The 14,392-nt window shown below is 53.9% G+C and carries 6 protein-coding genes; all 6 read left to right on the forward strand.

All coding sequences use genetic code 11. From position 1 onward, the window contains the following. Positions 1–40: 40 nt before the first annotated feature. The 6 genes from HQN87_RS25535 (at position 41) to HQN87_RS25560 (ending at position 14,199) form a co-directional block, all read left to right on the forward strand. Positions 41–8,764: a chitobiase/beta-hexosaminidase C-terminal domain-containing protein gene (locus HQN87_RS25535; RefSeq protein ID WP_173139086.1), complete on the forward strand. Its 8,724-nt coding sequence runs from the start codon at positions 41–43 to the stop codon at positions 8,762–8,764. A 30-nt stretch (positions 8,765–8,794) separates the two neighbouring features. Next, positions 8,795–9,481: a S1 family peptidase gene (locus tag HQN87_RS25540; protein WP_173139088.1), complete on the forward strand. Its 687-nt coding sequence runs from the start codon at positions 8,795–8,797 to the stop codon at positions 9,479–9,481. Between the two features lie 162 nt (positions 9,482–9,643). Next, complete coding sequence (locus HQN87_RS25545; RefSeq protein WP_173139090.1) at positions 9,644–10,006, forward strand: LytR/AlgR family response regulator transcription factor; 363 nt, start codon at positions 9,644–9,646, stop codon at positions 10,004–10,006. Between the two features lie 108 nt (positions 10,007–10,114). Then, positions 10,115–11,293, forward strand: a complete 1,179-nt coding sequence (locus tag HQN87_RS25550; RefSeq protein ID WP_173139092.1) for a MalY/PatB family protein — start codon at positions 10,115–10,117, stop codon at positions 11,291–11,293. A gap of 559 nt (positions 11,294–11,852) precedes the next feature. Then, entirely contained in the window at positions 11,853–12,806 is a 954-nt protein-coding gene (locus HQN87_RS25555) for a nucleoside hydrolase (protein ID WP_173139093.1), read from the forward strand. Between the two features lie 142 nt (positions 12,807–12,948). After that, complete coding sequence (locus HQN87_RS25560; RefSeq protein WP_173139094.1) at positions 12,949–14,199, forward strand: stalk domain-containing protein; 1,251 nt, start codon at positions 12,949–12,951, stop codon at positions 14,197–14,199. Positions 14,200–14,392 lie beyond the last annotated feature (193 nt).

Consider the following 14,392-nt stretch of genomic DNA (forward strand, 5'->3'; position numbering starts at 1 on the left):
CTCTGCTGGGAAATCACAATATAATTCGGGTGGTGTCAACATGGCTTTGAAGCGAAAATCATGGATAGGTTATCTATTAGCGCTGGCGGTAATTGTCGTTGCGGCAGTGGCCGGAGGCATCATGGCCAAGGCTGATCCGCAGACCTGGGACAGCACGGCTGATACCAGATGGTATGTGCCGACTAATGATACCTTCAAAATTAAGAATGCTGAAGAGCTGGCAGGTGTAGCCAAGCTCGTTAATGAAGGCACCGTAAACGGACTGAGCGGGAAAATTCTGGAGATCACGGACAATCTGAATCTCTCTGCTTACCAGTGGCTGCCAATCGGTACCGCCGAGCATCCGTTCCGGGGCACATTGATCACGGAAGGCGGGTTGATGAAGACAATCTCCGGGATGAATGTAGTACAGAGTCTTTCATACCAGGGCTTGGTAGGTAATATGGAAGGCGGTACAGTAGGCGGGCTGAACTTTGACACAGGCTCGATCACGGTTACCGGAGTTACTTATGATGTCTATGCAGGCTCCGCAGTAGGTAAAATGAGCGGCAGCAGCATTGTTTTTGACATTACCAACCATATCAATATCAGCACTCACGCTTCTCCGTATCACTCCTTCACCGGCGGAATTGTCGGAATGGGCGAAGGCATGATCTCTAATTCAATCAACAACGGAACCGTTACAGCGCAAGGTTCAGCCGACATCGGCGGAATTATGGGCTACGGCGATTCCAGAGGCATCATCATCAAAAAAGTGGTCAATCATGGAGCCATTCTTGCCCAGGGTACAGACAGTTCTGTACTCACCGCAGGCGGGATCGCAGGGCACACCACAGGCTCGCTTCGTCTAAATGATGAAGATACTCCAATCATCAATACGGCGCCTGTCACCATCGCTGGCGGGAATCAGGTTGCAGCAGGCGGCATTGTCGGTAAAGTGGACAACACCGTCGTGTTCTCCAATATGACTACCAATAACGGTGCAATTACCGTTAATGCAGCAGCGGCAGTGAATACGGCAGCCGGGGCGCTGGTAGGTGCAACAGGTACGGTAGCAAGTGAAGCGGCTTCCATTACGTTTGTGAATACGGCGCCGGTTACCAACAACGGCGGCAAGAACGTATATACGGGCGGCATTGCCGGATATACCGGCAGCACATTCACCTGGACGAATCCTTATGTGAATACACAGAAGGTAACTGCAACAGGATCAGAAAATGTAGCTACCGGCGGATTCGTCGGATATGCCGCAGGCGGGCTGGTAACCAGCAACGCTACGGCAGGGGTATTTAAGAATGAAGAACTGATCTCGGTTAACGGCGGCAAAGGCGTCTATACCGGCGGGATTGCCGGTTATGATGCTGGCGGGAACATCACCCAGGCCTCCTCCACAGGTGCACTGAATGTTAAAGGTACTGCGGATGTATACACCGGCGGGATTGTGGGTTACGAAGTCGGCGGAACTATTGCATCTTCAGTGACAGGTAAGACGGAAGGAGAGCATCTGAATATCACTTCGGATGGTACCATCGGCGGAATCGCGGGTTATCTGGAAGGCAGCCTGAATAATTCTTCTATTAAATATGCAACGCTGCAGGTCACTTCTGCTGGCGGGATTGCCGGCGGGATTGCCGGTAACGCACAGGGAACCATGAACGGCATTACTGCCGGGGATGCTGCTTCGGCAGGCTACAGCACTTTGATTCTCAAGGCTGCGGTAGCGGGTCCGGCAGATAGTCAGGATAATATCACGTTCGGCGGACTTGTGGGCGTGAATACTAAGCCACTGGTTCTGACTGGCGGCAAGGCTGCCCGCATCAGCTTCCTGAATGAAGCCGGAAGAAGCGGGTATATCATCGGCGGCGCAGCAGGCAAGCTGAACGCTGATGCGGTAATCGGGTCTGCCGCTGTGCCTGTGGAAGTGCAGGATCTTCGCACAGAGCTGAAGGCCGATAAGGTGAGCTTCGGCGGCGGCGCAGGACATAACTCGGCTGCCCAGTTCAATGGACATACGAACCGTATCGACATCAAGGCTACAGGCGCTGCGGTAAAAGCGGGCGGAATGTTCGGCGAGAATCATTCGGCAGCAGCTTCTCCGTACAATCATGCGGAGAATGTAGTTATCACCGCAACAGGTGCGGATAATCAGCTTGGCGGGAATACCGGTCTCAATGCCGGACAACTGGTTAACGCTACAGTGACCCAGCTCTCGATTGAAGCTAAGGGTGTACGCGCGGAAGCCGCCGGGATCGCCGGACATTCCGAAGGGGCAGCGGATGCTGCCGAGCGGGCAGGAATTACATCGGCTGTGCTGAATGTTCCCGGGGATGAACCGATGATTACCTTGAGCGCTGTGGAATCCAAAGCGGGAGCAATTGTAGGGGCTGCTGCAACTACGGATATTACAGCTCCAGAAGTGAACGCGGAAGATGGTGCTCTGATGCTCATCCAGGCGCAAGCGGCGAAACCGTCTGTCGGCGGACTCGCGGGTGCGCTTGAGAACAGCAGCATCATCAGTGACAGCAAAATTGTGAATGTGGAAAATATGCTGATTCTGGTAGCACCAGCGGCTACAGATGCTTATATTGGCGGTATTGTAGGCTACAATGAAGCCTCCAGGCTGGAGCGTCTGGCAGGATCAGCGGTTAGTCTGACACTTAACGCCCCACGCGCTTCGGCAGGCGGGGTTGCCGGATACAACCACGGCAGTACTTCAGGAGTTATTGCGAACACTTATATCAGTGCTCTCAATCTGAAGGCTAATGCCGGTGCGGTCTCCTCTTATGTCGGGGGAGTTGTGGGCCTTAATGCGGCCCAGAGTGTTGATCCGGTATTGAATCCTGTGACCTCAGTCAGCACGATTCAGAATACCCGGACGCTGGGTACAGTCTCAGCCGTTTCCGCAAATGCCATTGTGGGCGGAATGGTTGGCGAGAACCGCAGTCTGATTGCCAATAACAGTATTACCGATAAGATCACGGTAATCTCAAGAGGCGATTCTTCCGTCATCGGCGGTCTGGCCGGTGTCAATACAACATCAGGAATACTCTATTACACGTATTCTAATGCCAACTTGACCATTGAGGGTACAGGGACTCATGCCGGGGGACTCGCCGGTGAGAATTCCGGTGCGGTTATTGGATCTTATGTAGATATTGATGTTACCGGCAGTGCCAAAGGAACAGCAGGCGCTTCGGTCTACCTGGGCGGACTGATCGGCAGAAATACAGCCGGTACGGTGGAACAATCGTATTCCTCCTCCAAGGTTACGGCGAACAACGTCTATACCATTGTCGGCGGTCTGGTCGGAGAACATTCCGGCGGTACGATCAAGAACTCCTATGTGGCGAAAAGTGTTAACGCTGCGAACAATAATTCTTATGCCGGCGGATTCATTGGCAGAATTACAAACGGTAAGGTGAGCAATGCTTACTCAGCGGCAGAGGTTACTGTAGCGAAGGATAAGAGTGCTTATGCAGGTGGTTTCGCCGGACGGTATGATAATGCAAATAAAGAGCTGCTCTATAAATCCTACTACATTAAAGACGAAGCGCTGAATATCAACAGCGATCTGCCTGATTTCGCGGAGGGCAATCACCGCTGGCTGAACGTGCATGTCCGGCTGACCACGATCCTGTCGGAGACGCTGAAGGACAGAACCGTCTTCCCGGGATTGTCAGGCTGGGACTTCGAAGGCGCCTGGAAATACGGCTCACTGAGCGCAGTATACCGGTATCCTGAAGTCAACCGGATAGCCAATACCGGCGGAGATAACGGCAATAACGTGAACGCCAATATCAACTGGTACATGAAGGATAAGGATGCCATCGGCTTCCAGATCACCTCGGAGGCTGAGCTTGCCGGTCTGGCGGGTATTGTCAACGGCACGATTGCCGGTGTGGACGCCTTCGACTTCGCGGACAGAACGGTGACGGTTATGAATCCGATCCATATCCAGTCCAAGCAATGGGTACCTATCGGCGATAAGGAAGCCAAGCCTTTTGAAGGAACATTTGAAGGGAACAGTCACCTGATCGACGGCTTAACGCTTCAGCCTGTGTATACTCATTCCGGATTGTTCGGCGTGATTGGAGCCAAGGCTGTAGTGCAGAACATCAATCTCGAGCCTCTGTCGGTTGCCGGTAACGGCTACACCGGCGTACTGGCCGGGACGAACCTGGGGACAGTTAACAATGTGGATCTTAAGCTGCTGGGCGGCGTGAAGGTCAGCGGCGGAATTGTCGGCGGTATTATCGGCCAGAACTCAGGCAGTATTACAGGCCTGCAGCTCACGCTGGACGGCGGAAGCCGGATAGAGACGATAGCTGAAGGCGGCATTGCCGGAGGAATTATCGGCGATAATACAGCGGACATTACAGCAGGAACTTATGTCATTCACGATAAGGACGGCAGTATCGGCAGCGCAGCCGACCATGCAATTATCGGAGGAATTGTCGGTGTTCAGAATGGCGATGTAACGGGTCTTGCCCTTGAGGTGAATTCGCGGTACCGGATTTCCTCTACGGGAATTGAATCTACGGTTGGCGGACTCATCGGACATTACGAGTCTGGACAAGCAGCCGATCTGACAGTGACCTTCGCAGACGGAACCCTGGAAGCACGGGGACTGGACTCCATCCTTGGCGGTATGATCGGCCAATCGGACGCGGGGAACAGCATCCGTAAGGTTACGGTGACAGGCTCCGGAAGCGGCGTACAACTGACGTCGGGCGGTACTGCCGGTGGTGTTGTAGGCGTGAAAAAAGGCAGACTCGGCGGAATGCTGGCCCGCTCGGCAGATAACGGCAGCAGCTTCGATATGGAGCATGCAGCCGTTGAAGGCGTGAAGCTGGCTACGACTGGCGACAGTCTGAAGGCTGTCCTCGGCGGGATTGCCGGATCGGCTACCCATACGGCGATTAATGATGTCCGGTTCAAGGCATCCTTGCAGGCCGCAGGTGAAGTGATCACTGCCGGAGGTATTCTGGGAGTGAGCGATAATTCTATCCTCTACCATGCGGAATCGTCACCTGATCTTCAGGCGGCGGCGAAGAGCGGAGAGGTTGCGGTCGGCGGGATAGCCGGATCAATCTCAGCGGAGGATATCCATCAGGGCTTTGATTTTGGCAAAGCTTACCCGCTGTACAAGGGCATTTACATTGCCAACGTTCATAACGGCACCATAACGGTTACTGGAGCAGACCATAGCGCTGACCTCTACGCAGGCGGTTTGACAGGTAAGAATACCAATACCTCCATCTATAGCTCAGAGGTTGCTTCTGATGTGAAGGTAACCGGGGGTAACACAGTAAATGCAGGCGGAGTTGCCGGTTACAGCAGCGGGATCATTGTAGATACCATTGTCAGAAGCGGCATGCACGCGGATAACAATAGAGTGAATAATGTCGGCGGACTCGTTGGCCGGGGAGCTGGCGGCGAGATTCATTACAGTAAAGTCATCGCCGGCTCCGGGGAGGAAATTACTGTTGGATCGGCGGTAACACTAGGTCAATCTGTACCTGCGACTCGTGCAGGCGGAGTTATCGGTATGGGGGATGCAGTCAAAATTACGCACAGCCATACGGATATTCCGGTATTGATTACAGATACCAATCAGGATAATACGATTTATGCAGGCGGCTTCGCCGGACTCTTGGGTGAGAACGGTACGGTTGCCGGACAGATTCAGACATCCTATGCAACAGGCAAGCTGAATGTCAGCGGCAGATTAGGCTCTTATGTCGGCGGCTTCGCGGGTTCAGCAGATCATTATTCGATCACGGATTCTTATGCTTCCGGTGAACTCAGCAATACCGGCTTCGACACACGCAGCGGCGGATTCGCAGCAGCGGTGGAGCGGAGCGGCAGCATCAGCAATTCTTACGCATTGCAGAGCAAGATTTCCACAGTAGGCGTGAAGTCTTCGACCCGCTCTTACAACGGCGGCTTTGCCGGTTATAATGACGGGACGCTGACAGGCGTATATGCCAATGTTCCGGAGATTTCAGTGAATGTAGCAGGAAAAAACGTCCTAACAGGCGCGCTGGTCGGCTACAACTTCCGGGATGGCAAAATTGTTGGTTCATCGTACACAGGCACGCTGCCTGCCGTAGGTCATAATGCAGGTGCAGCCGCAGCTGCCGTAGGTACAGCAGCGGTTAATCCGCTGAGTTCCGGACGATGGAATCTGGATGTGGATACCTCCTTCCTGCACGATCTGACGGATGCAACCATTACGGTGCAGACTCCGCTGCAGCTTGCAGGGGCAGTCCTGTTCTATAACGAGACCGGGCTGAATTATTACAAGCTGTTCAACAGAACTGCTGAAGATAAGCCGGAGCTGGCAACCATCCTGCTCGGGGCGGATATCCATCTGGCCGGAAGCCCTTGGACTGCGTTCGACAGCTTTAAGGGAGTATTGGACGGTCAAGGTCATACGCTCAGCGGACTTACACTGAGATCCTCAGAGCAGCAGACTGCCGGATTCATTAGAGAAAACTACGGTCAGCTTCTGAATGTTAACTTTACGGGAGCGGATGTTTCCGGCGCAGTGAATTCCGGTGTTGCTGCCGGAATCAACCACACAGGCGCAGTCATCCAGAATGTGAAGGCCAGCGGTTCCGTAACTGGCAGTGCTGCCGCAGGCGGAGTAGCAGGCTTGAATCAAGGCCTCATTGAGAAGTCTGTGAATGAAGGCGTTACTCTCTCGGGACAGGGCCGTAAAGGCGGAATCGCCGGCCGTAATGCCGGAGTGATTCACCAGGCCGTGTCCAAAGGAAATATTGATGCTACGGCCACACTGGCGGTCGGCGGCATCGCCGGTGAGAACAGTGCGGAAGGGACAATCACCGAGTCGATGGTCTATGGCGATGTCCATGTGGCTTCGGCCCAGGCTATCGCTGGCGGGATCAGCGGTCTGAACGCGGGAGCGATCAAGAACAGCTATTCTGCCGGAGCAGTTACCGCAGAAGGCATGTCTACCGCATGGGCTGGCGGCATCGCCGGTCTGGCGGAGAGCGGAACCATTACTTCTTCCCTGAATACGGGAGAAGTGAAGGCCGGAGTGAAAGGCAAGATTCTGCCGCTGCAGGCCTTCTTTGGAGGGATTGCCGGACAGAAATCGGACCAGGCAACCATCAGCGGGTCCTTGTTCAACAGACAAATGCTGAAGAATAATATTGCTTTCTACAATTTGGATGGACAGGCGGTAGCCGGCAACAGCAGCAGTGCCATGGGGCTTACGGGCACCGAGCTGACCGGTGCGAATCTCCCGGCAGGTCTGGAATCTGGAATCTGGAAGGCGCAGAGCACTTTCTATCCCGTACTTCTGGCCTTTGATGGAACAGAGGAAGGAACCCTGGCTTCAGCGGCTGTAATTCTGAACCCGCAGGATCTGATTAACCGCGTGGGTTCGGCATTTAACTTGAGCAGCGGCGGAGCACTCTCCTGGAGTGCTGATCACTCTAAGGCTGAAGTGGACGGTGCTGCAGGAAGCCTGAAATCAGGCGGCAGCGCAGTACTGAAGGCAACAGCAGGCGGACAGAGCAGAAGTATTGCCATCAATACGGCTGCACTCCAGTACCCTAGCTTGGCAACTGCACCAACGGCAACGCCAGCGGATAAGAATTTCACCAGTGAAGTGAAGGTGGAACTGGCAACAGGCGAGCAGGGAGGAAGTATCTACTATACACTGGACGGTACGAATCCTACCGAAGCATCGAATCTGTACAGCGAAGCTATTGTTCTAAAGAGCACTACGACGGTTAAAGCAATTACTATTGTTCCAGGCAAAGAATACAGTCCGGCTGCAACCTGGACCTGGACGCTTGTAGTACCTAATCCCGGCCCTGGCTCTGGCTCTGGCCCTGGTCCTGGCAGCCCCGGGGGCCCTGGACCTGTTGCTCCGGCTCCGAGTCCAACACTTGAGCCTGTAACCCCGGCGATTACTGCTATTGCAGGCGGATCGACGGTGAATGGTGACAGTGAAGCTCCGGTCAAGATCGTGAGGAACAGCAAGCTGAAGCTTACCGCTCCAGAAGGCCAGACGATCTACTACACAACAGACGGAAGCATTCCGACTACCAAGAGTACCAAATACACTGGTGAGCTGATGATCACCAAGAGTATGACGATCAAAGCGATCACAGATAAAGACGCTACTGTGATTACCATTGAGTATGTGGTGGAGAATGCCAAGTACAGCCTGAAACAGAATAGCGGAGAGATTAAGTATATCGCAGCTTATCCGAATGGCCTGTTCATGCCTAATGCGGCCATTACCAGATATGAGCTGATCCAGTCGCTGGCTCCGCTGCTTGATATGGAAGAAGTGAATGTGGGCAACCTGTTCAATGATGTGAATGCCGAGAATGAGTCCCTAAGCGGATTCTTCGCTTCGGCGGGAATTATTGAAGGTTACCCGGACGGCGGGTTTGGCGGAACCAAGGGCTTGACCCGGGCTGAATTCTCCAAAATCATGACTACGGTGCTGAAGCTCGATGTTACTCAGGCCGGAGCTGCGAAGCAGAAGGATATGCGCGGACACTGGGCGGAGAAATATGTCAATGCCTTGTCCCAGGCAGGTTATGTGCAAGGCTTCCCTGACGGAACCTTCAAGCCGGGAACACCGATTACCCGTGCGCAGGCGGTAGTGCTGATCAACCGGATTGCCGGGACGAAGAAGCTGAATGTTACGGCTGTGCGGTTCAAGGATCTTCCGGCTACCCACTGGGCTTACAAAGACATCATGTCGGCTGTGAAATAACAGTAATTCATAGGTGAAGGAGGTTGGCGGATGAAAACAAAGCTGCTTGCCGTAAGCCTGATTTTCTCATTGATCTCGGCGGTGCTTTTCTACTCAGACACTACCAGCGCCGATACACCATATGTGTATAACGCCGAACAAAGCTACGGAATTGCGAGTCAGGCCATGTTCTATCTGCGTGTGCTGAAAAGCGACGGTACAGCCAGCTCCACCGGGACAGGAGTTATCCTGTCCCCGGATGGAACAGCGGCAACGGCGTATCATGTGGTCAAAGGCGCGCAGCGGATCGAAGGGGTCATGGCGGACGGAAGTCTTATCAGTCCGATTAAAGTCACCAAGTTCGATGAGCTTAAGGATGTGGCGGTGCTTGAACTGCCGGGTCCTGCTGCAATGAAGCAAAAGGGCAATGCCTATGCATATCTTCCGCTGCGCAAGAGCGCAGTGAAGCATGGTGAAGCTGTGTTTGCCCTTGGCTATCCGCTTAAGAATACGGCGATCATCACAGAGGGCATTGTCAATACACCAGCTGCGGACATTAACGGCCGAAGCCGGATACTGGCTTCGGCCCAGGTGGCCAGCGGAATGTCGGGAGGTCCGCTGCTGGATTCGCATGGCGAGCTTGCCGGTATCATCTCCGGCTCCCTGCGGACCATGAACAACATTCATTTGGTTGTGAATATGGAGGATCTGCGCAGCTTGCTGCCCGCATCCTTCTGAGTCTAAGAAAGACCAGAAGCAGCTGAACCTTAAGGCTGCAACATAATATTGACTGTGGCTGTCCTCTGACGTTTCTTGGGAAACGCAGGGACAGCACTTTTTTTAGAGTGAAGTCTACGGATGTATTCGGCAAGTCCCGCTATGGAAGGAGGAGGAACCCTAATGATTAAGGCATATTTGCTGGACGTGAACCAGACGGATCTCTATAAGCTCTCATCCATGCTGCAGCACACCGGCAAGGTGACTGTGATTGGCATGTCAGCCTATCCCCAGAATGTCGTGGACCAAATTGTCCTGCTGCAGCCCGATGTGCTGTTTCTGGATCTTCAGCTGCCCGGCCAGCAAGGAGTCGTTGTAGCTGAGCTTGTGAAAAGGAGGCTGCCGGATATTCAGATCGTGGTTGTCACAGAGACCAAGCAGCATGCCCTGTGGGCCTTCGACCAGAATATTGCGGATTATGTATTGAAGCCGCTCGAGGAGGTCCGGCTGGGCCAGTCGCTGGAACGGCTGCGCAAGGGAGGCTGAAGCGGACGCTGTAGAAGGCTCTATCTCCGCTAGCATGGAACCAGGGTGCCGGAAATCTCCGCCCATGTTACAATAAACGGACAAGCAGAAAGGATGGGGTGATTTTAGTTGAAGTATGATTTTAACCGTATCATTGACCGCCGCAATACCCGTTCCTACAAATGGGACCAGTCCGAGCAGCTGTTCGGAGACAAGGAGATTCTTCCGCTTTGGGTGGCAGATATGGACTTCGAGAGCCCTCCTGCCGTGAAGGAAGCGATTCTGCGCCGTGTGCAGCAAGGAGTATACGGCTATAGCGTGACGGGTGACTCCTACAAAGAAGCGATTGTGGGCTGGTACCGCAGACGCCATGACTGGGAGATTCAGCCGGAATGGATCTCGGATTCCCCGGGGATTGTAACCTCGCTCAGCCTGTCCGTGGAGCTGTTCAGTCAGCCGGGCGATCAGGTAATTCTGCAGTCGCCGGTATACTACCCGTTCTATGATGTCATCCGCATGAATGACCGCAAGGTCGCCGTCAACCCGTTGAAGCTCGAAGCAGGCCAGTATGTGATGGATTATGTCCAGCTGGAAGAGCTGATGTCCGGCGGTGCGAAGCTGCTGCTGCTGTGCAATCCGCATAATCCGGGCGGCAGAGTATGGGGACGGGAAGAACTGCTGCGTCTGGGAGAGCTGTGCCTGCGGTACGGGGTAACGGTGATCTCAGATGAGATTCATTGCGATATGATCATGCCGGGACACAAGCATATCCCGTTTGCTTCCCTGTCGCCGGAGCTGTCCGATATTACACTGACCACACTGGCAGCAACCAAGACCTTCAATCTGCCGGGTCTGCAGACCTCGTATATCGTAACCTCCAATGCGGAGCTGAAGCGCAAATTCGACTACAAGCTGAAGACGCTTAGCCTGCATATGTCCCCGTTCTTCTCGCCGGAGGCTGTAGAGGCCGCTTATAATGAAGGCGAAGAATGGCTGGATGAGCTGGTGCAGCATATCAGCGGCAATGCAGAGTATGCCGTCCGCTACCTCGCAGAGCATCTTCCGCAGGTGCAGCCGATGAAGCCTGAAGCGACCTATCTGCTATGGATCGACTGCCGTTCGCTTGGACTCGATTCGGACGGGCTAAAGCAGCTGATGTACCGTGAGGCGAAGGTGGCCTTTAACGAAGGGTCTGTGTTCGGAACGGAAGGGCAAGGCCATCTGCGGATTAATCTCGCTTGCCCGCGTTCCCTTCTGGCCGAGGCGCTGGAGCGGTTCGTCCGGGCGGCTGCTGCTTATGTGAAATAGATATTGCCGCGCATATAATGGTACCGCTAATAGTTACCGCCGTTTTCCTCTTGAACATTCTGTTCGGGGGAGCGGCGTTTTTTTGTTTTTTGCCAGGGGAACCTCCTGCAATTACTGCAACAATCCATGCTGCGGGGCATCAGTCTAGCCGGAATCCTGCACAAACTGCAACAATCTGCTCTAACTCCCTCCCCCAACTCGCTCCTCACTTCTAATATATTCATCTATATAAGAAGCACTAAAGAAAATAACAAAAAGCAAGAGAAGCGAAGGGGAAATTTGGAACTGTAGGAGCGGTAGCGACCGCCTTTGTCCCCGGATTTCCACCGCGAACAGTGGTTTAAATCAAGAAATCTGGGGACAACAGCGGCCGGAAGTCCAAATGTTCACCGCAGTGACGCCAAGCTTCAAGTTCAACTCTTAAGTGCGTCTTATCTTCCATACTCTCTTATTGAGCAGACCCCAGACCCGTGATAAGATGGGCAGTACGGCTGATAGAGTAAGTAGCTGATAGAGTATGTATAAGAGTAAGTATAAATAGAGAGTGGGAGAGATAGAGATGAGCAGCAGAACCCGAATGATTATTGATTGTGATACAGGAATAGATGATGCACTGGCGATTCTGTACGCGCTCCGGTCACCGGAGGTGGTGGTGGAGGGAATTACGACGGTGTTTGGCAACATTGATGTGCAGCAGGCGGCAGATAACACGCTGCGGCTGCTTGCCCTGGCCAACCCGGGATATGAGATCCCGGTAGCGCTTGGGGCTTCCCGGGCGCTGGTGCGCGAGCTTACAGGCTTCTCCACCCATGTTCACGGGGAGAATGGCATTGGCGGCGTAGAGCTGCCCCCCGCCCGGCAGGTGCCGGTGCAGGAGACGGCGGCAGAATTCATTGTGCGGATGGCAGACGAGAATCCGGGAGAGCTGGTGCTGGTGACGCTCGGACGGCTGACCAACCTGTCTCTGGCTCTGGATCTGGACCCGCAGCTGACCTCCAAGCTGAAGAAGGTTGTAGTGATGGGCGGCACGGTCTTTAAGCCGGGCAATGTTACGCCGGTTGCCGAAGCCAATCTGTGGGGCGACCCGGAAGCAGCCGACCGTGTATTCACCTCGGGACTGCCTGTCATGATGATAGGGCTGGATGTTACGCTTCAGACACGGATTACTTCAGAGCATGTGGAGCTGCTGAAGCGCCATGGGCGGGAAGAGAACAAGGCAGTGATAGACTTTATGGAAGAGTCGCTGCAATATTATTTCAACTTTTACCGAGAGGCCAACTATCTGATCAACAGCGCTCCGCTGCATGATCCGCTGGCTCTGATGGCTGCCCTTCAGCCTGACTTAGTGACCTGCCGCAAGATGAAGGTTCGTGTAGAGCATCAGGGCGCATTCACCTCCGGTATGGTGGTTGCTGATTTGCGGGCGCAGCCCAAGGAAGGACAGTTCATCGAGGTGGCGGTGGAGGTGGATGCAGAACGGGCGGTAGGTGTCTTTTTGAACACGTTCATGTAGGTGCAGGCGAACCCCGGACAGAGGAATCTCCTAATAGGTTACAATCTCTTAATTGCTATAATTATCTAGTTTGATAGAATAGTAGGGGATGTAAGGTATAAGAGATTCATAATCTATCTATTAGAGAATGGGGACCTAATGAATGAAGCATTTGGCCAAAATAGTATTATGCGCAGCGATCTCACTGGGCGGCTACTCTGCGCTTCCGGCAAGTGCTGCCCAAGCTGCACCTGCCGGGATTAATATCATGCTGGACGGATATCCGCTGCCGTTCCCGGTAGAGCCCGTTATGATGAACGGCACGACCATGGTGCCCTTCCGCGCTATCTCAGAAGCACTTGGCATTCAAGTGCAGTGGAATCAGGCTGCCCGCATAATCACCGCGACGCAACCTCCCGCTGCTGGAGCAGCTCCGATAAAGGTTGTCCTGACCCTCGGCAGCAAGAATGCCGTCGTGAACGGTGCGGTGGTGAAGCTGGAGGTAGCCCCGCAGGATATCCGCGGTACCACGATGATTCCGCTCAAATTCTTCAGCCAGCAGTTCGGGGCGGCCGCTTCCTGGAATCAGGCTACCAAGACCGTCTCCATTACCTCTCCGAAGAAGGACATGTATACCATGGGCTTCTATGCGCAGAAGGCCTACAGCGAAGTATCGCTGATTCCAAGCTTCGATACGGTTGCCTTTGGCTGGGCCCGGATTGACGCCACCGGCCAATTCACCACCACCGGCAAAGACTTCTGGTGGCCGGAGGCTGCCGGTGAGGTTACACCGGAATCCATTGTACAGAATGCCGCAGCGGGAGGGACCGCTCCTTATCTGATGGTCTATTCCAGTGATTCGTCTCTGGAGCTGAGCAAGAATCTGGAGGACCCGCAGCTGCAGAAGCAGACGATTGCAAGTATTGTGGATTTGGCCTCGCAGAAGGGATTCAAGGGCATTGGGCTGGACCTGGAAGGGCTGGGCTTGACCGGAGTCAAAGCGCTTGTGCAGAGCCAGTACAATACATTCGTCAAGAATCTCTCCGTAGCTGCACGCGCCGCCAGCCTGAAGCTGACCGTCATTCTGCATCCGCTGAACAGCTCCTACAAAGGTTATGATTACAAGACGCTGGGCTCCCTGGCGGATGATCTGGTCATCATGGCGTACGCATACGAAGGGGAGACGGGACCGGAACCGATGAATAAGGTCGATGAGAGTATCCGGCTGGCGCTGAAGCAAGTCGGCAAGGACAAGCTGATTCTCGGAATTTCGGTATACAGCGAGAACGAATCCTCTGTCAATGCCAAGATAGGTTTAGCCAAACGTTACGGGCTTAAGGGCATCGCCATCTGGCGTCTGGGCCTCATCGGCCAGCCGGTGATGAGCCGGATGGGAGAAGCGGTGGAATTATAGAATCCGCTGCAAGTCTTTAGGCAAGGATAGATTCATTTCATTTTACAAGCTGAGTTAAGACTGCTGTATGGTGATTGCGGCCATGCGGCAGTCTTTTTGTCAAATATATGACCTCATAGTCCCTCTTAGGCGTCTGCCTGTTACGCAGCATCCTGGCTATTCAGGCTGGCGATATCAAATGTCACATTACCCC

The organism is Paenibacillus tritici (genome assembly GCF_013204885.1).
Taxonomy (GTDB): Bacteria; Bacillota; Bacilli; order Paenibacillales; family Paenibacillaceae; genus Paenibacillus_AQ; species Paenibacillus_AQ tritici.

Excerpts from the sequence above, each read along its gene's own strand:
- HQN87_RS25535 (WP_173139086.1), top strand. The coding sequence starts at position 41 with ATGGCTTTGAAGCGAAAATCATGGATAGGTTATCTATTAGCGCTGGCG.
- HQN87_RS25540 (WP_173139088.1), top strand. The coding sequence starts at position 8,795 with ATGAAAACAAAGCTGCTTGCCGTAAGCCTGATTTTCTCATTGATCTCG.
- HQN87_RS25545 (WP_173139090.1), top strand. The coding sequence starts at position 9,644 with ATGATTAAGGCATATTTGCTGGACGTGAACCAGACGGATCTCTATAAG.
- HQN87_RS25555 (WP_173139093.1), top strand. The coding sequence starts at position 11,853 with ATGAGCAGCAGAACCCGAATGATTATTGATTGTGATACAGGAATAGAT.
- HQN87_RS25560 (WP_173139094.1), top strand. The coding sequence starts at position 12,949 with ATGAAGCATTTGGCCAAAATAGTATTATGCGCAGCGATCTCACTGGGC.